This is a genomic window from Arthrobacter bambusae (assembly GCF_030812595.1).
Classification (GTDB): domain Bacteria; phylum Actinomycetota; class Actinomycetes; order Actinomycetales; family Micrococcaceae; genus Arthrobacter; species Arthrobacter bambusae_B.
The window spans coordinates 259,712-285,461 of record NZ_JAUSSZ010000002.1 but is presented as its reverse complement, the minus strand read 5'-3'; the positions used below and the strand labels follow the sequence as shown (position 1 = coordinate 285,461).

At 64.7% G+C, this 25,750-nt stretch carries 20 protein-coding genes; 5 read left to right on the top strand and 15 right to left on the bottom strand.

Annotated features, from left to right (window positions below):
* Nucleotides 1-163: 163 nt before the first annotated feature.
* The 4 genes from J2S96_RS04750 to speB all read right to left on the bottom strand — a co-directional run bounded on the left by J2S96_RS04750 (nucleotide 164) and on the right by speB (nucleotide 5,613).
* Complete coding sequence (locus J2S96_RS04750; protein ID WP_306860427.1) at nucleotides 164-2,221, bottom strand: MFS transporter; 2,058 nt, start codon at nucleotides 2,219-2,221, stop codon at nucleotides 164-166.
* Nucleotides 2,222-2,232: 11 nt separating this feature from the next.
* Nucleotides 2,233-2,715: a MarR family winged helix-turn-helix transcriptional regulator gene (locus J2S96_RS04745; RefSeq protein ID WP_306860425.1), complete on the bottom strand. Its 483-nt coding sequence runs from the start codon at nucleotides 2,713-2,715 to the stop codon at nucleotides 2,233-2,235.
* Between the two features lie 172 nt (nucleotides 2,716-2,887).
* A complete protein-coding gene (locus tag J2S96_RS04740) occupies nucleotides 2,888-4,552 on the bottom strand; it encodes a thiamine pyrophosphate-binding protein (RefSeq protein WP_306860423.1) in 1,665 nt (554 codons plus the stop codon).
* The gene (speB, locus tag J2S96_RS04735; RefSeq protein WP_306860421.1) at nucleotides 4,549-5,613 is read right to left on the bottom strand and encodes an agmatinase; all 1,065 of its coding nucleotides are present in this window, start codon (nucleotides 5,611-5,613) and stop codon (nucleotides 4,549-4,551) included. Before speB ends, J2S96_RS04740 begins: the two co-directional genes overlap by 4 nt.
* 319 nt (nucleotides 5,614-5,932) lie before the next feature.
* On the opposite strand from speB, the gene J2S96_RS04730 reads away from it, so the two are divergent.
* Complete coding sequence (locus J2S96_RS04730) at nucleotides 5,933-7,921, top strand: amino acid transporter (RefSeq protein WP_306860419.1); 1,989 nt, start codon at nucleotides 5,933-5,935, stop codon at nucleotides 7,919-7,921.
* 61 nt (nucleotides 7,922-7,982) lie between these two features.
* On the opposite strand, the gene J2S96_RS04725 is transcribed toward J2S96_RS04730, so the two are convergent.
* The 3 genes from J2S96_RS04725 to J2S96_RS04715 form a co-directional block, all read right to left on the bottom strand.
* Nucleotides 7,983-8,324 (bottom strand): P-II family nitrogen regulator, encoded by a 342-nt coding sequence (locus J2S96_RS04725; RefSeq protein WP_306860417.1) that lies wholly within the window; start codon nucleotides 8,322-8,324, stop codon nucleotides 7,983-7,985.
* Complete coding sequence (locus J2S96_RS04720; protein ID WP_306860415.1) at nucleotides 8,321-9,733, bottom strand: ammonium transporter; 1,413 nt, start codon at nucleotides 9,731-9,733, stop codon at nucleotides 8,321-8,323. Before J2S96_RS04720 ends, J2S96_RS04725 begins: the two co-directional genes overlap by 4 nt.
* Nucleotides 9,734-10,010: 277 nt before the next feature.
* Entirely contained in the window at nucleotides 10,011-10,586 is a 576-nt protein-coding gene (locus J2S96_RS04715) for a cupin domain-containing protein (protein WP_306860413.1), read from the bottom strand.
* 305 nt (nucleotides 10,587-10,891) lie between these two features.
* Here J2S96_RS04715 and J2S96_RS04710 point away from each other — a divergent pair, with 305 nt between their 5' ends.
* Nucleotides 10,892-12,424 (top strand): sodium:solute symporter, encoded by a 1,533-nt coding sequence (locus J2S96_RS04710; RefSeq protein ID WP_306860412.1) that lies wholly within the window; start codon nucleotides 10,892-10,894, stop codon nucleotides 12,422-12,424.
* Between the two features lie 131 nt (nucleotides 12,425-12,555).
* On the opposite strand, the gene J2S96_RS04705 is transcribed toward J2S96_RS04710, so the two are convergent.
* Complete coding sequence (locus J2S96_RS04705; protein WP_306860409.1) at nucleotides 12,556-12,744, bottom strand: hypothetical protein; 189 nt, start codon at nucleotides 12,742-12,744, stop codon at nucleotides 12,556-12,558.
* Nucleotides 12,745-13,011: 267 nt separating this feature from the next.
* Between J2S96_RS04705 and J2S96_RS04700 the strand changes: the two genes are divergently transcribed.
* The gene (locus tag J2S96_RS04700; RefSeq protein ID WP_306860407.1) at nucleotides 13,012-14,175 is read left to right on the top strand and encodes a VIT1/CCC1 transporter family protein; all 1,164 of its coding nucleotides are present in this window, start codon (nucleotides 13,012-13,014) and stop codon (nucleotides 14,173-14,175) included.
* A gap of 104 nt (nucleotides 14,176-14,279) precedes the next feature.
* On the top strand, nucleotides 14,280-15,140 hold the full coding sequence (locus J2S96_RS04695) for a matrixin family metalloprotease (protein ID WP_306860636.1): 861 nt from the start codon (nucleotides 14,280-14,282) through the stop codon (nucleotides 15,138-15,140).
* Between the two features lie 157 nt (nucleotides 15,141-15,297).
* On the opposite strand, the gene J2S96_RS04690 is transcribed toward J2S96_RS04695, so the two are convergent.
* Together J2S96_RS04690 and J2S96_RS04685 are read right to left on the bottom strand one after the other, a co-directional pair.
* Complete coding sequence (locus J2S96_RS04690; protein WP_306860405.1) at nucleotides 15,298-16,275, bottom strand: polysaccharide deacetylase family protein; 978 nt, start codon at nucleotides 16,273-16,275, stop codon at nucleotides 15,298-15,300.
* An 11-nt stretch (nucleotides 16,276-16,286) separates the two neighbouring features.
* The gene (locus J2S96_RS04685; protein ID WP_306860403.1) at nucleotides 16,287-17,837 is read right to left on the bottom strand and encodes a purine-cytosine permease family protein; all 1,551 of its coding nucleotides are present in this window, start codon (nucleotides 17,835-17,837) and stop codon (nucleotides 16,287-16,289) included.
* 107 nt (nucleotides 17,838-17,944) lie between these two features.
* Between J2S96_RS04685 and J2S96_RS04680 the strand changes: the two genes are divergently transcribed.
* Entirely contained in the window at nucleotides 17,945-19,444 is a 1,500-nt protein-coding gene (locus J2S96_RS04680) for a PucR family transcriptional regulator (RefSeq protein WP_306860401.1), read from the top strand.
* 111 nt (nucleotides 19,445-19,555) lie between these two features.
* Here the strand turns inward: J2S96_RS04680 and purU are convergent, their stop codons facing one another.
* Genes purU through J2S96_RS04655 form a run of 5 tightly spaced genes read right to left on the bottom strand, consistent with a single transcriptional unit; the run spans nucleotide 19,556 to nucleotide 25,748 of the window.
* A complete protein-coding gene (purU, locus tag J2S96_RS04675; protein WP_370872999.1) occupies nucleotides 19,556-20,449 on the bottom strand; it encodes a formyltetrahydrofolate deformylase in 894 nt (297 codons plus the stop codon).
* 8 nt (nucleotides 20,450-20,457) lie between these two features.
* A complete protein-coding gene (locus tag J2S96_RS04670; protein ID WP_306860397.1) occupies nucleotides 20,458-21,831 on the bottom strand; it encodes an L-serine ammonia-lyase in 1,374 nt (457 codons plus the stop codon).
* The gene (locus tag J2S96_RS04665) at nucleotides 21,831-22,484 is read right to left on the bottom strand and encodes a sarcosine oxidase subunit gamma (protein ID WP_306860395.1); all 654 of its coding nucleotides are present in this window, start codon (nucleotides 22,482-22,484) and stop codon (nucleotides 21,831-21,833) included. Before J2S96_RS04665 ends, J2S96_RS04670 begins: the two co-directional genes overlap by 1 nt.
* Complete coding sequence (locus tag J2S96_RS04660) at nucleotides 22,477-25,431, bottom strand: FAD-dependent oxidoreductase (RefSeq protein ID WP_306860393.1); 2,955 nt, start codon at nucleotides 25,429-25,431, stop codon at nucleotides 22,477-22,479. Before J2S96_RS04660 ends, J2S96_RS04665 begins: the two co-directional genes overlap by 8 nt.
* Nucleotides 25,428-25,748, bottom strand: coding sequence for a sarcosine oxidase subunit delta (locus J2S96_RS04655; RefSeq protein WP_306860391.1), 321 nt, complete (start codon nucleotides 25,746-25,748; stop codon nucleotides 25,428-25,430). Before J2S96_RS04655 ends, J2S96_RS04660 begins: the two co-directional genes overlap by 4 nt.
* Nucleotides 25,749-25,750 lie beyond the last annotated feature (2 nt).

Genomic DNA, 25,750 nt, shown 5'->3' with positions numbered 1-25,750 from the left:
GCTGACAGTATCAGTCGCTCAACTCTACGAAATCCGTTGCCTCAACGAAATATCGCTAGCCGGATATCATCCTTACGGCGTAGCTGAGCCGCTGCAGCGATTACAAACTCGCTGCAGCGGCTCCCGTCAGGCATTCGGCATGTGGTTGCCCGCCTGGATCTCCCTAGCCGGCGTGGCGCCCGGTTTCCCCGGTCCTTGGGGCGTCGCCGGCGAGGAGCAGCAACGCAGCCCTTTCCTGGCGGCGGCGCTCCCGTTTGAGTTCCTTGCGCAGCGCAGCCAACTCCTCGGCGATCCGGGCCTGCTCGACGGCGGTGGCCTGCTGTTCCTGGACGCGCACCTGGAGCTCGCGCTGCGACCTGCTCAGTTGAAGCTGTTGCTCGGCCAGCAGCCGCTGTGTGCGGGCAAGCTGGTCCTGGACCTCGCGCAGGCCCGCGGCAGGGTCCGGCCGTTCCTGGGTCAGGATCCGGGCAAACTCAAGGTCCAGCTCATCGTGCTCTTTTTCTGCTGCCGCCCGGGCTCGGCTGGCACCCAAGGGGGTGCCGCCGTCGTCGGGCGTTGAAAGCTGCCCTGCTTCGGTAAGGACATCGCCGTCCCCGATCACCGGCAGTGCGGCGGTATCGAGGCTCATCGCGGCCTCGCCGGAAGCGTTGGCGAGCAGGTCCTTCGCAGGCGTTGCGTCCACGGTTTTCCGCAGCGGAACTTCCTTGATGAAGAGCACCGCGAGGAAGCCGACAATGGCGATGATCGCTGCGATCATGAAGATCTGCGCGGTAGCGTCGCCGTAGGCGGCACGCATGATGTCGCGGATGGGCGCCGGCAGGTCCGTCAGGTCCATGCTCGCATCGCTCGAACCGCCCTTCACCGGGATGTGCGCCGCCGCGAGTCCCTGGGTGGCCAGATCCTTGACGTGGTTCGCCATGATCGCACCAAGGACGGACACGCCGATCGCACCGCCGAAGGAGCGGAAGAATGCGACGGATGCACTGGCCGTACCGATGTCCTGGGCACGGACCGTGTTCTGCACCGCGAGGACCAGGTTTTGCATCAGCAGGCCAAGGCCCAGGCCGAAGACGGCGGTGTAGCAGCAGGTGATCCAGAGTTCGGTGGTGTGGTCGATGGTGCCGGTGAAGGCGAGGCCGCCGGCCAGCAATACCGTTCCCGCCACAAGGAACCGCTTCCACTTACCGAATCGGCTGATCAACTGGCCCGAGACGACGGAGCCCATCAGGTTTCCGGCAATCATGGGCAGCGTCAGCAGGCCGGCCTCGGTGGGCGTGGCGCCGCGGGCTACCTGAAAGTACTGGCCGAGGAAGGTCGAGGAGCTGAACATCGCGATGCCGACCACAACCGAGGCGAGGATCGCCAGCGCGGTGGTGCGCTCGGAGATGATCTTCAGGGGGATGATGGGCTGCGCCACCTTGGACTCCACGAGCACCAGCAGCGCCAGCAGGAGTACGCCGCCGCCAACCATAAGCGCGGATTGCCAGGAGATCCAGTCGTAGTAGTCCGGGTTGCCGGCGAAGGACACCCACACGAGCAGCAGGCTCACGCCGGAGGTCAGGAGGAGGGATCCGAGCCAGTCGATCTTGGCAGGGCGCTTGACGTGCTGGATCTTGAGGGTCACCTGGAGCAGGATGAGCGCAATGACCGCGAGCGGCACGCAGACGAAGAACGTCCAGCGCCAGCCGAGCGGGCTGTCAACGATGAAACCGCCCAACAGCGGGCCGCCGGCGGTACCGACCGCCATGACGGCGCCCATGTAGCCGGAGTACTTGCCACGGTCCCGCGGCGGAATCATGGTGCCGATGATGGCCTGGGCCAGGGCGGTGAGGCCACCTAGGGCGATGCCTTGGATCACGCGTGCGGTGAGCAGGAAGGGAATGCTTTGGGAGAACCCTGCCATGACCGAGCCGGCCACGAAGACCACGATGCTCAGCTGGACCAGCAGCTTCTTATCGAAGAGGTCCGCGAGCTTGCCCCAAATAGGCGTGGTGGCGGCGTTGGCGAGCAATGCGGCCGTAATGACCCAGGCGAAGTCGGTCTGGGTGCCATGCAGGTCCGACATGATGGTCGGCAGGGCGTTGGCCACGATGGTGCTGCTGAGGATCGCGGTGAAGAATGCCGCGAGCAGGCCCGTCAAGGCCTCCATGATCTGGCGGTGCGTCATGGGCGCGGATGACGCCGGCACCGCCGTCGAACGTTCTTGTATTCGGGTTGCCATTGCTGCTGCTCCTAAGCTTTGTGGTTCGAGTGGTGGGAGCCGGCCGCCGTTGCCCGGACTGAGTGGTTGAGTGATGCAGTCAATTTCTCCAGGACTTGCCCTGCTTCCAAGGCGTCCTCCTCGCTCCACTCTTCGAGGTATGCCCGCAAATTGAGGCTGCGCTGTTCTTCGAATTGGCGGACCTTTTCTACGCCCGTTTCCGAAAGGGCCACGAGCTGCGCCCGGCCGTCCGCGGGATCCGGGCGTCGGACCACCAAGCCGAGTTCCTCCAGTTCGGCAATGTGCCGGCTGAGGACCGGAGGGCTGACGCCGAGCCGGGATGCGAGCTTCGTGGCGCGGGACTCCCCCTCGCCGATGAAGCGCATGACGCCCTGCAAGGCGAAGCCGACGTCGGCATCCTTCGCGATGTTTGCGGTCACGATGCAACGCAGAACCCTCTGGAGATCGAAGATCTGATGGACGAGTTCGGTTGCCGTGCTGGATGCGACAGCCATGGAAGACACCTCACTTTTGTTTGCCTAAAGCAACTATACGCCTATTTGATTGCTTTGGGAAACTAATGATGTGTGAGGTGCGTTAAACACCAAGCGCGAGCTGGCAGCTGATGCCCTCAAAAACGGGTTTTGAGGGCAGGTGCTGCCAGCTCGCGCTGGATAGGGAGGTGACTTAGTCGCCCAGGTGCGTTGGGCCGAACATCTTCAGGAGGGTTTCAACCACGACGACGTTGGGGCCGTCCGCGGCGAAGCTTTCGCGGAGCGCGTCCCCGATGTCCTCCGGGGCAACCCTGCGGGCCGGCACGCCGAATGCCTCCGCGAGCTTCACGAAGTCCGGACGGGCGAGCTCGGTGGCCGTAGCCTTGCCGAAGGCACCCACCATGTATTCACGCAGGATGCCGTAGCCGCCGTCGTCCACGATCAGCCACGTGACCGGGACGTTGTGCTGCTTGGCGGTGGCGAGCTCGGAGATCGAGTACATCGAGGAGCCGTCGCCGGATACAGCGAGAACTCGGCTCGGCTTGCCGACGGTTTCCAGCCCCACGGCACCGCCGATGGCCGCCGGGAAACCGTAGCCGAGGCCACCGGCGCCCTGTGCCGAGTGGAACTGGCCCTCACGGGAATCCCAGCAGCTCCATGCCCAGTACGCGGAGATCGTCATGTCCCAGAAGGTCTGCATGTCTGCCGGAACGGCTTCGCGGATATCGGCCATGAACTTCAGTTCCTTGCCGAGGTCCTGCTCTTCGAGGCGTGCCATGACCTTGGCGAGGGACGCCTTGACCATGTCTTCCGGTGTGACGCCATGCCAGTTCGGTGCCGTCGCCGACGCCGACAACGCCTCGTCCAAGGCAGCATCAAGGGCCGCAAGGGCCTGGCCGGCGTCGGCGCGGATGCCCAGGCCGGGCCGGTTGGACTCCAGGACCCGGGGTTCGGCGTCGATCTGGATGATGCGCCCGCGCGGCTCGAAGGTGAAGTAGTTCGACGTGACTTCGCCGAGGGAGGAGCCGATGACGATCAGCACGTCGGCGTCCTCGAGGACGTCCGTCATGTGTCGGTCTTCGATCCAGGACTGCAGGCTCAGCTCATGGGTCCAGGGGAAAGCACCATTGCCGCCAGGCGTGCAGATCACCGGCGCACGAAGTTTCTCGGCGATCGAAAGCAGCGACTTCTCGGCCCGGCCACGGCGCGTGCCGCCACCGGCGATGATCGCCGGACGCTCCGCCGTCGAGAGCCATTTGACGGCTTCGCGGATCAGCTCAACGCGCGGCGGGTTGTCGGCCGCTTCAGCGAGGGCGTCCTCCACCGGCGGGACCATGATGGGGTCCAGGAGCACATTCTGTGGAATCTCGATCCACACCGGACCCTGCGGGGAGGAAATGGCCTCGGTCCAGGCATCCTGGATGGCCGAGGGAATCCCGGATGCGTGCTGGATGAGGCGCTGGCTCTTGGTGACGTTGGCGGCCGAGGCCTTCTGGTCATCGAGCTGGTGCAGCATGCCCTTGCGGCGCGCGCCCAAACCTTCCAAGGGGATCTGGCTCGCCACGACCACCATCGGCACGCCGGTCGCATACGCTTCCTGCAAACCGGCCAGGGACGTCAACGCGCCCGGACCGGTGGACAGGAAGAGCACCCCGACCTCGCCCGTCGCACGGGAATAACCGTCCGCAGCGAAAGCCGAGTTGTTCTCCACACGGGAGGACACGAAGTGCAGATTGCCACGGCCCATCGCATCGAACAGGCCGAGGGCGTGCTGGCCCGGGATTCCGAAAACCGTCTTCGCACCGAGCGCCTCGAGGGTCTCGACGACGAGGTCCCCACCATTGCGCTGGTCCGTCACTTCGTGACCGCCGGGGCAAAACCGGCAGGACGCCGGGATTCCTGGCCAAGGGCCTGGGCGGCGTAGCCGTTCGGCGCGCCGTGCCGATTGCCTTCAACGGCGTTGTCGGCCATGAGGGTCACGAGTTCGTAGGCAACGTGGCTGCCCGCCACAGCTGTGATCTCAGCATGGTCATAGGCCGGTGCGACCTCGACGATGTCTGCGCCCACAAGGTTCATGCCACGGAATCCGCGGATGATTTCGAGGAGTTCGCGGCTGGTGATGCCGCCGGCTTCAGGCGTGCCGGTGCCAGGAGCGTGGGCCGGATCGAGGACGTCGATGTCCACGGAAATGTACAGCGGGCGGTTGCCGATGCGGTCCCGGATCTTGGCCACGGTCTCCAGGACGCCCTGGTAGTACACGTCCGCCGAGGTGACGATGCCGAAGCCGAAGCGGTGGTCGTCGTCGAGGTCCTTCTTGCCGTAAAGCGGGCCGCGGGTACCGACATGGCTGATCGCCTCGGTGTCGAGGATGCCTTCCTCAACGGCGCGCCGGAACGGGGTGCCGTGCGTGTACTCGGCGCCGAAGTACGTGTCCCAGGTATCGAGGTGGGCGTCGAAGTGCAGCATGGCAACGGGCTCACCGGCGCGTTCTGCGGCCGCGCGGAGCAGGGGCAGGGCGATGGTGTGGTCGCCACCGAGCGTGACGAGCTTGCTTCCGTTGGCCGTCAAGTCCAGTGCGTTCTGCTGGATGGTCTCGATGGCTTCATTGATGTTGAACGGGTTCACAGCCATGTCGCCGGCATCGGCAACCTGGATGTTCTCAAACGGGCTGACGTCCCAGGCCGGGTTGTACGGGCGCAGCAAACGGCTGGCGTCACGGACATGGTTGGCACCGAAGCGGGCGCCCGGGCGGTAGGAAACTCCGGAGTCGAAGGGGACGCCGACCACCGTCACGTCAGCCTTGGAGACTTGGTCCAAACGGGGCAAGCGGGCGTACGTGGCAGCACCGGCATAGCGCGGGATTCGGGCCGAATCAATAGGACCAAGGTTGCCATTGGCCTCAATACGAAGCTCTTCCAAAATGCGCCACTCCTTTGATGATAGGTGGGGTCGGACCGTGACTGTGACACCAATCATACACTCAAAGTTGCCTTATATGCATCACTTGTTTACGCCAGCAAAAAGCAGGCAACTCCCCGAAAGACGACGCTGCCGACCCCGACATCGGGGTTCCATTCGCTCCGCAATGTCGCTCACACGACAACTACATCAAATGCGTCGTGCACCGAGGTGACTCCCCTCACAGGAGGCGTAAAGATTCCATAAAGACGGCCATCCGCTCCCGGACGCACCCGTACGCTCCATCAGGAGCAGCTTCCAGGCTGCGTGAAAGGACCACGTGACAACGCTGACCAGGCCGCCTGCCGAACCCACTGACCGGCGCAACCCCGCGGGCGAAACCAACCAAAGCCAATTCAAGCGATGGCTGCTCGACGGAATGCCTGAGACGTCGGGGAAGCGCCAGGGTCCACACGGCAAGCCTGACGAAGACCACACGCCCCAGGCCTGGTGGAAGGTCATGTGCCTCACCGGCGTCGACTACTTCTCCACCCTCGGCTACCAGCCCGCCATTGCGGCCCTCGCGGCCGGTATCGTCTCACCGCTGGCCACGATCGTCCTGGTCGCCGTCACCTTGCTCGGCGCCCTGCCGGTCTACCGCCGGGTCGCCGCCGAAAGCGCTCGCGGCGAAGGCTCCATCGCGATGCTCGAGCGGCTCCTCCCCCGCTGGGGCGGCAAGCTCTTCGTGCTTGCCTTGCTGGGATTCGCCGCCACGGACTTCATGATCACCATGACCCTCTCGGCCGCCGACGCGAGCGCCCATGCCATCGAAAACCCCTTTGCGCCGGAATGGCTCCACGGGCAGGAAATCACCATCACCTTGGCCCTCATCGCAGGCCTCGGCGTGGTGTTCCTCAGGGGATTCAAGGAGGCCATCAACGTCGCCGTCGTGCTGGTGGGCATCTACCTGGCGCTGAACACCGTCGTCGTCGCGGTCGGCTTGGTGCACGTAGTGACCGAGGCACATGTGGTGACCGACTGGTGGGCCGCACTGAACCAGCAGCACGGAAACCCCTTAATCATGGTGGGCATCGCGCTTCTGGTCTTCCCGAAACTTGCCCTGGGCCTCTCAGGATTCGAAACCGGCGTCGCAGTCATGCCGCAGATCAAGGGCAGCCCCAGCGATACTGAGGAGCATCCCGTTGGCCGCATCCGCGGCACCCACAAACTGCTCACGACGGCGGCACTCATCATGAGCGCCTTCCTGGTGGCCTCGAGCTTCATCACCACGTTCCTGATTCCCGCCGCCGAATTCCAGCCGGGAGGAAAAGCGGACGGACGCGCCCTTGCATTCCTTGCGCACCAATTCCTGGGCGACGGCTTCGGCACGCTCTATGACATGAGCACCATCGCCATCCTGTGGTTCGCCGGCGCCTCTGCCATGGCCGGCTTGTTGAACCTCGTGCCGCGCTACCTGCCCCGCTTCGGCATGGCCCCGGCGTGGACCAAAGCCGTGCGGCCCTTGGTCCTGGTCTTCACCGCGGTAGCTTTCATCATCACCTTGGTCTTCGAGGCAAATGTGGAAGCCCAAGGCGGCGCCTACGCCACCGGCGTCCTGGTCCTCATGACCTCGGCGTCGATCGCGGTAACCCTCTCCGCACGCAGGAAGAAGGAGAAGGCCAAGACCCTCGCTTTCGGCGTGGTGGCCGTCGTCTTCGCCTACACCACCGTGGCCAATGTGGTGGAGCGCCCGGACGGCATCAGGATCGCCGCCCTGTTCATCCTCGGCATTGTCCTGGTGAGCTTCGCGTCGAGGGTACGCCGCTCCTTCGAGCTGAGGGCCACACACATCAAGATGGACCAAATGGCCCTCGAATTCACGGCCTCCAACGAGGAAGGCCCCATCCGGATCATCGCGCATGAGCCTAAGCGACTGAGCGCGGACCGGTACCAGTTGAAGCTGCAGCACGCCCAGCAGGCAAACCACTTGCCAGTAGACAGCGACGCGATCTTCATCGAGATCATCGTGGATGACAGCTCCGACTTCGAGCAGGAACTCCTGGTGGAAGGCAAGCTCCGGCACGGCTTCAAGATCCTGGAGATCCACAGCAACAACGTGCCCAATACCCTGGCCGCAGTGCTGCTTCACATCCGCGACGTCACCGGACTCATGCCGCATATCTATTTCCGCTGGACCGAAGGCAATCCCATCGCCAACCTGAGCAAGTTCCTCTTCTTCGGCGAGGGCGAGATCGCCCCGGTAACCCGCGAAGTGCTGCGCGAAGCCGAACCGGACATCACCCGCAGGCCGTGGGTGCACGTCGGCTGAACATGGCAGTGTTGGTGCCGCTCCCCCTCTTATCGAAAGGTGCGGCACCAACACAGTCTTCCTAGCTGATCGCGGAGGCGCCACGCTCCCCGGTCCGGACGCGCACCGCCTGGGAGACCGCGACGGTCCAGATCTTGCCGTCCCCGAACTGGCCGGTACGGGCACCGGAGATGATGGCTTCCACTATTCCGTCCACCAGATCGTCAGCGGCCAGGACTTCCACCCGGATTTTGGGCAGGAGATCGGAGCTGTACTCCGCGCCCCGGTATACCTCCACGTGGCCACGTTGTTGGCCGTAGCCGTTCGCGTGGCTTACCGTCATCCCGTTGACTCCAAAGCGTTCCAAGGCTTCCCGGACCTTATCGATCCGCTCCGGCCTCACGATGGCCGTGACAAGCTTCACGTCGACGCCTTGCTGTGGATCCGATCTGTTTTCCCGTCAGAGCTGGCTTCCTCTCCGCTGGAACTCGGGGCGGACTTGCCGTTCTGTGGTTCTCCGGGATTGAACGATCCGCCCACCATGGCCAACTCGTAGGCGGTTTCCGCGTGCTCCGTGATGTCGATGCCCGCCAGCTCTTCGTGCTCCTTGACGCGCATGCCCACCGTCTTGTGGATGGCGAGGCCAATCAGCGTGGTCATGACCGCCGTCCATACCGTAACGATCATGGCCGTCAGTATTTGGGGCCAGAATTGGGTCAGGCCTCCGCCGTAGAGGAGGCCGCCTTGAGTCTTGGCCGAGGGTACGGCGAAGAAACCGAGGGACAAGGTCCCCCACAGGCCGCCGACAAAGTGGACAGCAACCACGTCGAGGGAGTCGTCCAAGCCGATTTTGAACTTGAGCCCGATGGCCAGTGCGCAGACTGCCCCGGCGGCGATTCCAATGATGATGGCGCCCACGGGGTCCACGAACCCACACGCGGGGGTGATTGCCACCAAGCCCGCGACGGCGCCTGATGCCGCGCCGAGCGATGTCGCGTGGCCGTCCCGGAGCCGTTCAATGAGCAGCCAGCCCAGGAGCGCGGCGCTCGTTGCCAGAAGGGTGTTTGTCCAGGCAAGGGCTGCAATTCCGTCGGCAGCCAGTTCAGAACCGGCGTTGAAGCCGAACCAGCCGAACCACAGCAGGCCGGCCCCGAGCATCACGAAGGGGAGGTTGTGCGGCCGGATGTTGGGATCTTTCATGAAGCCGAGCCGTTTGCCGAGCACTACTGCAAGCATCAACCCGGCCATGCCCGCATTCATGTGAACGACTGTGCCACCAGCAAAGTCGAGGGCTGAAATCTTGCTGCCGATGATGCCTGTGGATCCAAAGAGCCCGCCACCCCAGACCCAGTGGGCAATAGGCGCGTAGACGATGGTGACCCACAGGCCGGCAAACAGGAGCCACGGGCCGAAACGAACACGTTCGGCTACGGCTCCACTGATCAGGGCGACCGTGATGATGGCGAAGGTGGCTTGGAATCCTATGAAGACCATGTCCGGCAGCCCGGGCGCTTTCCCGCCAATCACGGAGGCCAAGCCGGTGAGTCCGAAGTTCGCGAAGGGGTCTCCAATGAAGCCGCCGAGGGTATCAGGCCCGAACGCGAGTCCGTAGCCCCACAAGGCCCAGACGACCGCGACCACACCCATGGCGCCAAAGCTCATCATCATGATGTTGAGGACGGACTTCATCCGGACCAGGCCGCCGTAGAAGAACGCCAAACCTGGCGTCATGAGGAGGACGAGGGCAGATGCTGCAAGCATCCAGGCTGTGGAGCCCGGATCGAGGGTCTGGGGGTTGACGTCCAGCCCTACGCTGAAAAATGCTGGGTTCATTTCGGGAGCCTTCCTGCATATACGGCGCTCCATGGCGCCCGCACGGCGAGACCATTTTTAAAACGAACAGGTCCTGGTACCTGGGGAATTACCAACCGCGGTGCCGACCTTGACGAGTTGCCTTGACTCGAAGCTACAGTCGCCCTGTTTCGGCGTTCAGCACGGATCGTTTCAGGCACGTAACACCGAAGGCCTGTGGGTTAAATCCAGAAGTCAGTCCGGTTTCAGGCGTGTTACACCCGGCGTGTCGGTGTCGTCCGGCCGCGGGAGGATCGCGTCAGCGGCTGGCTGCAGGCACCAGTATCCAGAGCACCTCGACGGGCTCGTCCGTGGGATTGACCCAGGTGTGGGGTTCGCGGCCCGGGAAGGACAGGGTGTCCCCTTCTTCGAGTTCGTACTCGTCGTTGGTGAGGATCAGCTTGATGCGGCCCTTGACTACATGCAGGACGTCGACGTCGCAATCCACGGCGTAGAGCTCGGCTTCTCCCCGGCCGCCCGGCTCGATGGTGGCCTGCAGGATCTGCAGCCTCCGTTCCGATCTGGCAGTCAGGAGGCGCTCCACGATTCCCTGGCCGCCGAGCGAAATGCGGGGCCCATCGTCCCGCCGGGTCAGGTGCGTCTCCGGTGCGGCAAAAAGGTCTCCGATGGACACCGAAAGAACTTGGCAAAGCGTCACAAGGGAAGCGACCGACGGCGATGTCAAGTCACGCTCCACACGGCTCAGGAACCCTTTGGTCAGGCCGGTGGCGTCGGCGACCTGCTCGATGGTGAGCCGCTGCGATTGGCGGGCGGCGCGGATTCTGGAACCGATGGCAACGGGGACGTTGCTCGGTTCAACGGGGAGAGCCTTCATTCACGAACCTTTCAGGCCATATTCGCGGCCCTGTCATTGCAGCAATAGTAGCCGGACGGCCCGCTTGGCAGGGCCTTATGGCTAGCTTGGGGACCGCCAATGTGACCACTGTGCGGATCCGGGCCTTGACTGTTACTCGCATCACTACGTATTCTCATAGGCAACAAGTGTTGTTTGTGAGTCACATGTCACAGACTACATCTCCCCACTCACCAGCGCAGAGACCTTCCGCAACCCGCAGCCAAACCCAGCGAACCGGCGTCGGAACCCCCAAGCGCTCTGCGCAGTCACCCTCAGGAGCCACCTTGGACTCTTCGTTCATCAATATTGCGATCGTGGTGGTGTATTTGCTCGCCATGCTGGCCTTCGGCTGGTGGGGCAAGTCGCGCACCAAGAACAACAGCGACTTCCTGGTGGCAGGGCGCCGCCTCGGTCCGATGCTCTACACAGGAACCATGGCCGCGGTCGTCCTCGGCGGTGCATCAACGGTTGGCGGCGTCGGCCTCGGCTACAAGTTCGGCGTATCCGGCATGTGGTTGGTAGTCGCCATCGGCTCGGGCGTGCTCCTCCTGAGCCTGCTTTTCGCCGGCACCATCCAGCGGCTGAAGATCTACACGGTCTCCCAGATGCTGAGCCTGCGTTACGGCCAGCGCGCCACGCAGACCTCCGGCATCGTCATGCTCGCCTACACCCTCATGCTGTGCGCCACGTCCACGGGCGCCTACGCCACCATCTTCGTTGTCCTTTTCGGCTGGGAGCGTTGGCTTGCCATCGCCGTCGGCGGCGCAATTGTCCTGGTCTACTCCACCATCGGCGGTATGTGGTCCATTACCCTCGCCGACCAGGTGCAGTTCATCATCAAGACAGTCGGCATCTTCTTCCTCATGCTCCCGTTCGTGCTCAACGCCGCGGGCGGCTTCGACGGCATCCGTGCCCGCGTTGACGCCAGCTTCTTCCAGTTGGACGGAATCGGAGCGCAGACCATCATCACCTACTTCGTGGTCTACACCCTGGGCCTGCTGATCGGCCAGGACATCTGGCAGCGCGTCTTCACCGCCAAGACCCCCAAGGTGGCCCGTTGGGGCGGCGCCACTGCCGGAATCTACTGTGTCCTGTACGGCGTCGCCGGCGCATTGATCGGACTTGCCGCCCGCGTGGCGCTGCCCAACATCGACGTGAAGGCCCTTGGCAAGGACGTTGTGTACGCCGAGGTTGCCACCCACATCCTGCCGATCGGCATCGGCGGCCTCGTCATGGCCGCCGCGGTCGCGGCCATGATGTCCACCGCTTCCGGAGCCCTCATCGCCGCCGCCACCGTTGCCCGCGCCGACGTGGTCCCGTTCGTGGCCAGCTGGTTCGGCAAGACGATCAACACCAACGACACCGAGAACCCCGAGCACGACGTCAAGGCCAACCGCTACTGGGTCCTTGGACTGGGCATCCTGGCCGTGCTGATCTCCATGGCGGCGCAAGACGTCGTGGTGGCGCTGACCATCGCGTACGACATCCTGGTGGGCGGCCTCCTGGTTGCCATCCTCGGTGGCTTGGTCTGGAAGCGCGGAACCGGTATGGCCGCGGCCTGGTCCATGGCCGTCGGCTCGGTGCTGACCCTGGCGTTGCTGATCGCTTACGCCACGGGGATCATCCCCAGCGAAGACGGCGTCTACGCCAACGATCCCATCTACTGGGGCCTGGGCGCCTCGCTGCTGGTCTACGTTGTGATCTCCGTGCTGACGCCGCCAACCGAACCCGCGGTGCGCGAAGCCTGGGACCGCCGAGTTGCCGGAACGGCCGTGGAGGAACTCGCCTTGGATGTCCACCCGGTGGCCAGCCACTAAGCATCGATAGCATCAAGTACGACGGCGGCGCCGCACCTTCTCCTTCGAGAAGATGCGGCGCCGCTCCCGCTTAAGACCCGCCACCCCGTGCCCAGGCTGTACCCACGGACACCCGGATTCAGCGGGCCTGGCTACTCAATCTCTTCAGCTTCACGGTGTTCGTCGACGTCGAGGGGAACGGGCCGTTCGTCGTCGTCGATAACCTCGGATTGCTCTTCCAGGTCCTCGTCCACCTCGAGGTCCTCGCCGTAGTCGTAGGCCGGATCGGACTCGACCGTGGGACGGTCCGGGTGGCGGGCGTGGGTTTCGGTGCTGTCCATGGTGCAACCTCCGTTCGACGTGCCGCTGAGCCCATCGCGAGGCAGGTCAGGCAGCCGGTCGCCACGCCACCCCCGCCACTTCGTGGACCCTGTCCATCCATCCCAGCACTGCCCCGTGCGGCGGTCAAGACCTCCTTTGGGACTCCCGCTTTTGAGGCGCGCCTAAAAAGTCCAGTGAGGATTGCCAGCCGAAAAAGCGCGGAAATTGGCGATAAAGTGGAGCTGCAATGAGGCGATGAAGCCCGCCCCAGCAACCCAGGAGTCCCGGTGCAACCGCACACAAAACCCTCGCACTCAGACAACCCCTCGGACTCAAGCAGTCGGTCGCAAGACACAGCAGCCACCAAGACCCCCCCGTCGTCGTCGGACATCAAGCGCTGGCGGCAGTACCTGGCGGACGAGCGGGCCGAAGCCGCTGTGTACCGCCAACTGGCGCAGCGCCGCGACGGCGAGGAACGCGAAATCCTCCTGGCCCTCGCAGACGCCGAAGGTCGCCACGAGGCACACTGGCTCAAGCTCCTCGGCGAACATGCCGGCATGCCGAAGGCTGCCTCGATCCGAAGCCAAATGCTCGGCTTCCTGGCCCGGAATTTCGGGTCAGTGTTCGTACTGGCGCTCGCCCAACGGGCGGAAGGGCGCTCGCCTTATACGAAGGATCTGGCAGCGACCCGTGCCATGGCCGCGGACGAACAGATCCACGAAGAAGTAGTCCGCGGTTTGGCGACGCGTGGGCGCAACAGGTTGTCCGGCACCTTCCGGGCCGCCGTATTCGGCGCCAACGACGGCCTGGTCAGCAACCTTTCCCTCGTGATGGGCATGGCGGCCACCGGCGTCCCCGCAACCGTGGTCCTGTTCAGCGGTATCGCTGGCCTGCTCGCGGGCGCCCTGTCCATGGGTGCCGGCGAATATGTCTCGGTCCGCTCGCAGCTCGAACTCCTCAGGGCCACCCGCCCCACCCAGGCCACGCTGACAGCAGCCCCGGCCCTGGACATCGAACACAATGAACTGGTCCTGGTGTACCTGGCCCGGGGCATGTCCCGCGAAGCCGCCGAACACCGGGCTGCCGAACGCATGGGCCTGTACAGCTGCGATTGCGATCCCAGCCTCTCGCTCCACCCCGAAGTGGAAGAAACCGTCGATGAGCACGAGGCCGTAGGCTCCGCTTGGGGCGCGGCAATCTCGAGCTTCTGCTTCTTTGCTTCGGGCGCCATCGTGCCCATCCTGCCGTTCATCTTCGGCATGACGGGCTTCGCGGCGCTGGCTGTGGCCGGTACGCTGGTGGGCATCGCGCTTCTGTCGACAGGCGCCGTCGTCGGCTTGCTGTCCGGAACCTCGCCGCTGACCCGTGGCCTCCGGCAACTCGCCATCGGTCTCGGGGCGGCCGCAGCCACGTATGGGCTCGGACTCGTCTTCGGCGCTGTCATCGGTTAGTAGCGCCGGCCCGCTGGGGCGCCGGGATCAAGGACTTGGGGGAAGACTTGCATTCAAACTACGGGTACGACGGCAGCCCACCGCACAAGCGCGCCAATACCGCGGTGGCGCTGTTCCGAAACGTGATGGTGGTTACGGTCGTTGCGGCCGTAGCAGTACTTGCCAGTGGTTTCCTCCGGGGGGACCCCGCCATCACGGGGTTCCTTCCGAACCTCGCTCCCTCTGCCCGTGCCACAGCCAACGGCCCGGGTCAGGCGGCTCCCGGGCAGCCCACCCCAAAGGCTGCCCGTGCGCCGGACACTCCGCCGCCTGGCTTGGAGGAAGCCGGACATCCGCTCGGCTCCCCCGCCAAGCCCGCCGTGGCCAGCAGCTCCTACAAGTTCCTGGCCACCAACGCTGACGGCACACCTGTGGGCTACTCTCCGTGCAGGCCAGTGCACTATGTGGTCAACGAAGCCCTCGCCCCGGCCGGATCACAGGGGCTAATCGCCGACGCCGTCGCCAAAATCGCTGCCGCCACCGGCCTCAAATTCGTTAACGACGGCCCCGCCACGGAAAAACCCGCCGAGAAGCGCAAGCCGTACCAGCCCGCGCTCTACGGAGATCGTTGGGCACCACTGCTGATTTCCTGGACCACCCCCGAGGCGGCACCGGGGTTGGTTGGATCCGTCATTGGCACCGGCGGCAGCACCATGTACAGCTTCGGCATGGGACCCAAGAGCTACGTCTCGGGGAGCCTGGACCTGGACGCACCGCAAATCACGGAACTGCTGGATGCCCCCGGGGGCGCCCATTACGTCTCCGCGGTCATCCAGCACGAACTCGGCCATGTGGTGGGCCTTGACCATGTGGACGATCCCATCCAGCTGATGTACCCGGAGATCGGCGCCCCCGATGGCTTGGCCGCCGGAGACCTGAACGGACTCTACAAACTCCACACCGCCCCGTGCCGGAGCGATCTCTAGCCCCGTTCCGCCCCGCACGCCCAACCGGACATGCCCACCCTTCAGCCCCAGCGGTGGACATATCAGTACTATGTCCAGTGCTCGAGGCCAAGGCTGGGCATGCTCAACGGACTCCTGGCATTATGTCCAGTGCTTGAGGCCAAGGTTGGGCATGCTCCTAGATGAGGGCTGCCTCCCGTAGCGCGGCAGGCTCGAAGCTGGCACCTGCGCCTGGATAACTGGGGATCTCTATCCGGGCATGGCTGTGGATCTCGTTGACCGTGGCCTTGGTGTGTTCGGCGATCCGTTCCAAAGTGGTGACCCACATGCCCTCCATGGCCTTGACGCGGGCTATCAGCTGCTCCAGGGCGACGGCCTTGGATGGACGGCCAGAGATGAAGGGGTGGTTGGTCAAGACGAAGCAACTGCCTTGGGCATGGTGGGCCTCGGCTTCCAAAGTCCACATCTCCAGGACCTTGGCAGGACTCTCGATGACGCCGCTTCCTGTGACACCAGGGTAGAACGCGTATTGCTCCCAATCGTCCAGGGCCCAATCCACCGGGATCTCCACGATGTCCTGTGAATCGATGTCCCGTGAATCGATGTCCCGGGAATCGCGTTGGGCGACCGCCATGCGGTAGGGCGCATCGCCGTCGAGCAGGCTTGAATCATAGAGGAAGCCCCGGTCTGCGAGCAGCGCCGGCGAATGCCAGTTCAGCTCCCACCACGGTGCCCTGTAGCCGACCGGCCTGACCCCGGCTACGTTCGCGAGGGCTTCGAGCCCTCGGTCCAGGTAGCTGGCCTCGGTGGCGGCGTCGATTCCCTGCATGGGTTCGTGAAGGTAACCGTGGTGGGCGACTTCGTGGCCGCCGTCGACGATCCGCCGGACCACGTCCGGGTAGCTCTCCGCCGTGAACCCCGGGATAAAGAAGGTCCCTTGGATCTCTTGGCGCTTGAGGATCTCCAGGAGTCGCGGAACGGCGACCCTTGGGCCGTAGGACTGGTGGCTCATGAGGGACATGCGCCGAGTGCTCGTGGGATCGTGGGCGATGGTGCAGGATTCGGCGTCGACGTCGAACGTGAACGACGCAGCGGCCTTGAAATTGTCAGGCCACGTGATCCGGTGTGCCTCGTCAGGAAAAGCGTTGGTGGTCATGGGAGTTCCTCTCAGTCGTTGACCAGATTGGCGACGGCGCCTTCCGCAAGGGGCTGCGACGGCGCCCCGGCTGCGGATTGCGTCCCAGCTGCGGATTGCGCCCCGGCTGCGGCTGGCAACGGAAGGTATCGGGCATGGACCCGCGGGCCCAGTGCACCGTAAACGGCCGCGGCGACGAGTCCGCCTGCCAGCCAGGACAGGTCGATTCCACCCATGGCCGTGGCGACGGGACCCTGCATGATGGGTAGGACGCCATACATAAAGAGCCACGTGGCAAAGATGCCCACCAAGAGTGCGGTGATCCCGGCCCAGTTGAATGCCGGGAGCCGCCGGGTGCCCACGGGGTCGAAAAGGCGCTCGACACCCGCGGGGCCACGCTTGTCCACCCAGAAGTAATGCACCAGCATGATGCCTCCCCACGCGGCAACCCAGGCCACGAGGCCACCGAGCCAAGTGCTCAGAGTTGAGGCGAAGTCCGACTGCAGGATGAAGAACACGACGCCGACCAAGGCCAGGAGCCCGACGAAGAGGTTCAAGGAACGGCGCTTGGCCTTGATGTCCAAGGCCTGGGCGGCCACCGAGAAGGTGTAGATGTTCAGGATGTTCGTCGCGATGGGGCCGTGCAGCACCAGGAAGAGCACCGGGATCGCCAAGACGCCGAAGTTGTCGACGATGAGGTGGCCAGGGTCGGCCGTTCCGCTTTTCGTTGCCAGGCTGGCGCCGAGGATGCCGAGCCACACTACCGGGAGGAACTGGCCGAAGACCGAGGCGAGGTACACCTTGTGCCGGGGAACGGATTTGCTGACGAAGCGCGAATAGTCCGCCGCATAGGTGAACCAGGTGATCCCCCAGCCGATCCCGATGACCGTCATGACGGTGGTCATGGCCGCGATCCGTGCGCCGCCTTCAAGGACGGCACCGGGAGGGCCCGCGTAGCCCCAATCGATGTTCATGCCGAACCACGCCACGGCAGACATGGCGATCAGCACCAAGATGGTGGGCGGCACGGTCCATTTCTCGAAAGCCGCGATGGCCTTGTAGCCGAACCAGGCGATGGTGACCTGGGCGGACATGATCAGGAAAGCAACCAGGATTTTTGGACCGATGTTGGGCTGCTCCGGGTCGACCAGGCCGAGCTTGCCGAGGAGTGCCATCACGAGGTCCAGGATGATCCAGGTGTTGACGGCGCACCAACCGATTCCGAGGAGTGCCTGGATGGCGCTCGGGAGGTAGTTGCCGCGGCGGCCGAAGACAGCCCGGGCAAGGACCATGCCGGTGGCACCAGTCCTTTGTCCCAACAGGACAAACAGGCCAAAGAGCGCCATGCCGATAAGGTTTCCCACCACCAGGACGGTCACCGTGTCGGCAAAGCCCAGTCCAAGCTGGACGCCGAGGGCCCCGAGGACCCAGTTGATGGGGGCAAGGTTTGCCCCTGCCCAGATCCAGAATTGCCCCGCTACGCTGCGGGTGCGGGCTGATTCGGGAATGGACTGCAAATTCTGTTCGACGTCGGTCTGCGCCGTTGCAGCCCCCGGCGTCGCAGTGGATAAGTTCTCGTGCATTGGGGATCCTCCGTGTAGGAAAGGGACCCCTTCAATTTATGTGCCCCACATCACAGCAACAAGATACGATGTGTATGATAAATACCTAAAATTAGTTACGGAGTGTCATGCCACTGCTCCTCGCCGACGCGTTGGAACATGAAAGCCTGAAAGCCGCTGAACCAGTCCTGCGGACGGAGGTGCCCGAGGCGCTGACCCGGCCGCTCCGCTGGGTCCACTCGAGCGAAGTGCTGGACATCGCTCCCTTGCTGCGAGGCGGAGAACTGCTCCTGAGCGGTGGGCAGGCTCTCGCCACTGCGTCAGACGAGCGGCGCGTGGACTATGTCCGCCAACTGGCGGCCCGCGGGATCGCCGCATTGGCCATCGAAACGGGTCCCGAGCTGCCGGCAATACCGGAGTCCATGCTCGACGCCGGCCGAACGGCCGGGCTGCCTATCATCGAGTTGTGCAAAGTGGCCCCCTTCGTGGGCATCATGCAAGCCATCAACTCGCTCCTGGTCAGCGAATCGGTGGCGCAATTGCAGTTCGGCGACGAAACGAGCCATGCCATGGCGGCGGAACTCGCGCACGGTGGCGGACTGGATCAGCTCCTCGCCGTGCTGGCCAGCCGAACAGGTTCCAGCGCGAGGCTCGTCTCGCCGTCGGGCATCACTTTGGGAAGCGCGACCCTCGCCGGCCGGCCCGGCCCCGGAAATATCACTACTGTCGATGTGCCAGTCCGTGGTGTGCTGGCCGCCCGCCTGGAGTTGGAAGTGCCCGACGACGGCGATGCCAACCTTGCGCGGGTGGCGAGCGAGAGGTGCGTCGATATCCTCGGCTTGGCATTGCTGCAACGCATGCCACCCGGACTCAAGGAACTTGCCGGCATCGAGCTCATGCGGGCTATCAGTTCGGGCACCCAGTCATGGCGCCTCCAGCAATTGGGACCGGCATCGGGGTTTGCCGCGAGCAGTCCGGTAACCGCCGTCGTGGTGCGTTCCGCGGCGGCTGGACAGCTCCGGACACAGCTCGACGGCATCCTGCATGACGCGGTTCCGCACAGTGCGAGTTATGCGGACAACGCCGAATTGATCGCCTTGGCCGCCCTCCCCCACGTCACGGCCGTGGCTTCGCGCATCGCCCTCATCCGGGAGCTTGCGGCCTTGGAGATCCCCGGCGGCTCGGTCATCGCCGTGGGACCGATGGCGCAGGGAATCGGCGAGGCCCCATGGTCGCTGGCAGAGGCACGGCGGACGCTTGAGCTCATGCCGGGTGCAGGAACCGGCCCGGGATCCGGAGATGGGAATGGCGTGGTGGATGCCGAGGACTTCGCGGTTGAGCGCCTGGCGGAAGGAAGCCTCGACGCCGCGACCCGCGAGGAGTTTGTGCGGCGGCAACTCGGCGCCGTCGTCGAGCATGACGAGCTGCGGCGCTCGGAGCTGCTGCGAACGTTGGCGGTGTGGCTGGATACCGGGTGCAACACGGCACAGGCGGCACGGGAACTGCATTTGGAACGGCAGTCGATGCACCACCGGCTCCAGCGGATTTTCGAGCTGTGCGGAGGGGATCCGAGGGGAACGGGCCGGCTGGTCGCGCTTCACCTGGCAACCCGCCTGGCCCGGCTCTAGCTGCCGCGGCCAGACGCCAAAACGCCAAAACGCCAAAACGACGGTTCCCTGCAAACTCGATGCTTCGAAACATCGTGTGCGCAGGGAACCGTCGAAATGGAGAGAGGGAAGCTACTTAAGGACTACGGTCCTGTTGCCTTGCAGGATCACCCGGCCTTCACAATGCCAGCGGACGGCGTTGCTGAGTGCTTTGCATTCAGTATCGCGCCCGGCTGCCACCAGGTCGTCCGGACCGAAGGTGTGGTCAACTTCCACCACTTGCTGGGCGATGATCGGCCCCTCGTCCAGCTCACCGTTGACGTAGTGCGCTGTTGCCCCGACGGTCTTGACGCCTCGTGCATAAGCCTGGTGATAAGGCTTTGCACCTTTGAAGCTGGGCAAGAACGAATGGTGGATGTTGATGGCACGGCCATCGAGCTTCCGCGCGAGATCGTCGCTGAGGACCTGCATGTAACGGGCCAGGACCACCAGTTCGACGTCCAGGCGATCGATGAGGTCAAGCAGTTGTCCCTCCGCCGCCGGTTTGGTGTCCGGGGTGACGGGCACGTGGAAGAACGGGATGCCGTGCCATTCGACAGTCCGCCTGTGGTCCGGGTGGTTGGAGACTACCCCGACGATCTCGACGGGTAGTTCCCCGACGCGGGCCCGGAAGAGGAGGTCGTTGAGGCAGTGCTCGAACTTCGAGACCATGATGAGCACCCGCCGCTTGGCACCGTGACGTTGGAGCTCCCAGCGCATGCCGAACTTCTCGGCAACAGGGGCGAAGGCTTCCCGCAGCGCGTCAATCGTCGATTCGTCCCCTTCCGATGCGAAATGGACACGCATGAAGAAGTGGCGGTCCAGTTGGGAGTCGAATTGCTTGCTTTCGATGATGTCGCAGCCGTGCTCCAGGAGGAAGCCGGAGACGGCGTGCACGATCCCCCGTGTTTCCGGGCAGTCGAGCGTCAGGACATGCTCAACGGTGGTGGCCGGCAGCGCCGACGCAACGGGCTCATTTTGGGTCATAGTCATTGCTAGCACTCCACTACGTTGACGGCGAGGCCTCCGCGGGAGGTCTCCTTGTATTTGCTTTTCATGTCCGCTCCTGTCTCTCGCATGGTTTTGATGGCTTTGTCCAGGGACACTTTATGGCTGCCGTCGCCGTGCAGGGCAAGTCGGGAGGCATTGATGGCCTTGACGCTGGCGATGGCGTTGCGTTCGATGCAGGGGATCTGCACCAGTCCGCCTACGGGATCGCACGTGAGGCCGAGGTTGTGTTCGATGCCCACTTCCGCGGCGTTCTCCACTTGCTCGGGAGTGCCGCCGAGGACCTCGCAAAGGCCTGCGGCGGCCATGGAACAGGCAGAGCCCACTTCGCCTTGGCAGCCGACTTCTGCGCCCGAAATGGACGCGTTGATCTTGAACAGGATCCCGACGGCGGCCGCCGCGAGCAGGAAGCGGACCACGCCGTCGTCGTCGGCTCCCGGCACGAACTTCGTGTAGTAGTGCAGCACCGCCGGCACAATGCCGGCTGCCCCGTTGGTAGGTGCCGTGACGATGCGGCCGCCCGCGGCGTTTTCCTCGTTCACGGCGAGCGCGAACAGGTTGACCCATTCCATGGCCCGGAGCGGATCGGTCACGCCAGTGTCCGCCGTCAGCGTCTTGAACAACGACGGCGCCCGTCGCCTCACGTTCAAGCCTCCCGGAAGGAAGCCTTCCGCGGCGCAGCCGTTGTCCACGCATTCGCGCATGACGGCCCAGATCTGCAGCAATCGCTCGCGCAGTTCGGCTTCGCTCCTCCATACGAGCTCGTTGGCGAGCATGACGTCGGAAATGGACATGCCCTCCCGTGCGCAGATCGCCAGGAGTTCGTCCGCCGTGGTGAAGGGATAGGGCAGGACTGTGCTGTCGGCGACTACTTTGTCGCTTCCGGAAGCATCGCCGTCCACCACGAAACCGCCGCCGATCGAATAGTAGCTGCGTTCGTGCAGAACTTCCCCGGCGTGGTCGAGCGCCCGGAAAGTCATGCCGTTGGGATGCGCGGGCAGGGATTTGCGTCGGTGCAAAACCAGGTCCTCGTCCCAGTTGAAGTCGACGCGGTGATGCCCGCCGATCCGCAATTCGGCGTCCAAGGCGGCCGCGGCAACCTGGTCGTCTGCAGTGGACGTGTCCACCGTTTCCGGCGCTTTGCCCTGAAGCCCGAGGACCACGGCCTTGTCCGAGCCATGGCCGCGGCCGGTGGCGCCCAGCGAGCCGAAAAGCTCCGCCTGGACGCGCACCGTGGCCGCGAGTTGACCGGAGGATTCCAGGCCATCGGTGAACTGCTTTGCCGCCCGCATCGGGCCCACCGTGTGGGAAGACGACGGCCCGATGCCAATGGAAAACAGGTCAAGCACGCTCAGTGCCATCAGGGGACCTCAGGAGAGGCGAATTCCCTCATGCCGTCGAGCAGCCAGCGGCCCAGGAAGTCGGCGAAGGAGGCCCTCGGGAAAATCCTGAAGCGGTCCTCTCCGGTCTTGAAAAGGATCGCCGGGATGTTGCCGATTTCCGTGGCGAGAGCGGTGCCGGTGCGGAACTCCCGGGGGTGCAGGTCCAGCGAGCACCCCTTCTCCAGGACGTCTCGGGCGCGGATTCCCGACAGCTCAAAGGTGGTGCGGTTGGCGGACAAGTCCACCACCTGGCCCGGGTGCTCGCCCAAGGCCTCGACCAATGCGCGGACAAGGTCTCCGCCGAGCGAATCGTGGGCCGTTTCCGGTGCGACCACCAGGAATTCGTCCGGCCCCAGCCACAAAGTGGTGGACCTTTCATTCCGGATGGTTTCACCGCATACAGCCGGCAGGCCGCCGGTCACGGACGCGAGGCGGGCTCCGGCGTCGGACGCCCGGTCAACCCGGACGCCCACCATGGTCTGGAACGGGATCTCCTTCAATGCCACGGTTCCGTCCACGGACCCGGACTCGAACGTGGATGCCAGGTGCGAGGCCGGGCTGCGGCGTGCCGCACGGAGCATCTCGGGGTTCGCGGACTTGGCGGTTTCTGCGGGTGTAGCTGTTTCAGCCATCTTTACGGGTCCCTTCAGCGTCGAAAAGTACGGTTTCTCCCACAACGACATCCAGCAACTGGTCTCCGACGGAGGCCACCAGGGTCTCGCCTATGCGGTTGCGGCCGTTGGTGATCAGTGCCAGGCCGAACGAGCGGCCCAACGCGGCACTGTGGTAGCTCGAGGTCACGAAGCCCTGCATCGGGACGGGGCCGTATGCGGGGTTGACCGGGATTCCCTTTTCCACGAGCTGGGTGCCTTCCGGAAGCCGGAACGAGCCGTCCGCCGGCAGGACACTGACCAGGTGCTTGCGGTCAGTGCGGGCAGCGTCTTCGCGCTTGTAGGAACGCTTGCCGATGAAGTCCTTCGCCTTGGATACGATCCACTCCATCCCGGCGTCCTGCGGAGTGACAGTGCCGTCCGTGTCCTGGCCGACGATCGGGTAGCCCTTCTCGGCACGCAGCACGTGCATGGTTTCCGTGCCGTACGGGGTGATGTTGAACTCGGCACCGGCGGCCGCGACCGCTTCCCAGGTGTTGAGCCCGTACCAGGATGGAACATTGATTTCGTAGGCCAGCTCGCCGGAGAACGAAATACGGCAGATCCGGGCTTGGACGCCGGATGCAAGCGTGGTTTCGCGGAATGTCATGAACGGGAACGCTTCGGGGTCCAGGCCACCGTCCGCCGCCAGTTGCGGAGAAACTTTGGCGATCACGGCGCGCGATTTGGGCCCGACGACGGCAATCGTCGTCCACTGTTCGGTCACCGAAGTGCACACCACGTCGAGTTCCGGCCACTCTGTCTGGTGCCACTCCTCGAGCCAGTCGAGGACTTTGGCGGCGCCGCCGGTGGTGGTGGTCATGAAGTAGCGGCCCTCGTCGAGGCGCAGGGTCACGCCGTCGTCGAAGATCATGCCGTCCGGGGTGCACATGACCCCGTAACGTGCCGAGCCGGGGGCAAGCTTCTTGAACGCGTTGGTGTAGATGCGGTTCAGGAACTCTCCGGCATCCAGGCCCCGGATCTCGATCTTGCCCAGCGTGGTGGCGTCCATGAAACCCACCGACTCCCGGACTGCGGCGCATTCGCGGAGCACCGCGGCGTCCATGTCTTCGCCGGCCTGGGGGTAGTACCAGGGGCGCTTCCACTGGCCTACGTCCTCGAAGAGGGCACCTTGGGCAACATGCCAGGGATGGATGGAGGTCACGCGGGCAGGATCGAAAAGCTCCCCGCGCTGGCGTCCCGCCAACGCCGCGAAGGCCACCGGGGTGAAGGGTGCGCGGTAGGTGGTGGTGCCGATGTCGCCGATGCCGCGGGAGGCTTCGCCGGCCGCCCCGGCTTGCTTGAGAGCTGCCGCGATCACGCCGATGGCGTTGACGCCGGAGGTCTTGCCCTGGTCGTTGGCGGTGCTGATGGAGGTGTACCTCTTGATGTGTTCCACTGAGCGCATGCCGGCCCCGGTGGAACGGAGTACGTCGGCCACGGACTGGTCGCGCTGGAAATCGACGAAGTGGTGGTGCCACTCCCCCGCGTTTCCGCTCTGGCCAGGGACCAGCCACAACTGGCGGGTCGGGGCGGAGGCAACGGGCGCCTTCGTCTCGGCGGGGACCGTCCGGGAGCTGAATCCCGCGGCGATGGCCGCTGCGGCACCGGCGGAGACGCCTTCCCCGAGGCAATCTGCGAGCTCGTAGCTTCCGCGCCCGGCGCCTACAACGTGCTGGTCCTTGACCACGGAGTTCGGCACGAAGCCAGCCAGGTCGTCGTCCCAGCGCAATTTGCCTTGGCGCTGGCTGTGGAGGTGAACCACAGGACTCCAGCCGCCGGAAACCGCGAGCAGATCGCAACCGAGCCGTTCGACGCCGGAGGTCACTTCGCCGTCGTCGTTGAGGCTGCGGATGGTGACGCCGTCAATCCGACCGTTCTCCCCCGCACCTGAGGTATCGGCGACTGCGCTGCCGACGAGGACGCGGATGCCGCTCTCGACGGCCTCTGCCGCCTTGCCGCTGAGCTTCGGACGGGCGTCGACGACGGCGGCGATCTTGACACCAGCGGCCAGCAGGTCCGCGGCCAACAAGTAGGCGGAATCGTTGGTGGTGCCGATGACCACACGCCGTCCGGCGACGACTGCGTAGCGGTTGAGGTAGCTACGGACCGCCGAGGCCAGCATGATGCCGGGCCGGTCGTTGTTCTCGAAGACAAGCGGACGCTCATGGGCGCCGGGCGCCAGAACCACCTGCTGGGCACGGATGTGCCAAATGCGTTGGCGGGAGACGCCGTCCGCGGCCGGGCTGCCAAGGTGGTCCGTGCGGTTCTGTGCCGCGATCACATAGTTCGAGTCGTAGGAGCCGAAGGCCGTGGTGCGGTTGAGGACGGTGCATTCGGCTGCCGAGACGAGCTCGGCCTCGACGTCGGCGATCCATTCCAGGGCCGGCTTGCCTTCGATCACCTCGACGAGTTCCGGGGCTGTGGAGCCGGACAGGAGTGAGCCGCCGAGTTCGGGCTGGTCGTCGATCAGGATGACCCGGGCGCCGGTGCGGACCGCCTCGCGGGCTGCCGCCAGGCCGGAAACGCCGCCGCCGACCACCAGGACGTCGGTGTGGACGTACTTCTTGTCGTATTCGGCGCGGTCGTCTGCGGGGTCGAGCTTGCCAAGGCCGTTCAGGAACTCAACGCTGAGCCCGTCCACGAGGGACACCATGGTGGCCGGAAGCATGGACTCGGCGACGTGCCCGGCGAAGCGCGGCGCGACCTTGACCAGGGCGTTGGATTCTTCCACGCCGGCCGACATGATGCCGCGGGGACGGTCCTCGTACAGCGAGTTGCCCACGCTGACGCGGCCGTTGGCCAGCAGCGCCGAGGCCACGGTGTCTCCCGGGTGGCCGCTGTACTCCTGGCCGTCCACGGTGAACCGCCAGGAGATGCTGCGGTCGATGCGGCCGCCGGTGGAGAGGCGGGCGTTCTGCAGGGTCACTTGCTTGCTCCTTCCGGGGAGGTGGCGTCTTGCCGTGCGCTTGTCAGGTCCGGGCGCGGTTCGCCCATTTTGTATACGGCCTTGATGTCGTAGGTGACGGTGTCACGGAGCATGTTGAACCATTTGCGGCAACCCGTGCTGTGTACCCAGCGTTCGGCGAAATTGCCTTTGGTGTTGTCGCGGTAGAAAAGGTACTCGGCCCACTCCCGATCCGTCAGGGCATCCGGGTTTTCCGGATAGGCCACGTGGGCCTGCCCGCCGTAGTGGAATTCTGTTTCGTCTCGTGGCCCGCAATTGGGGCAGCTGATGAGCAGCATGG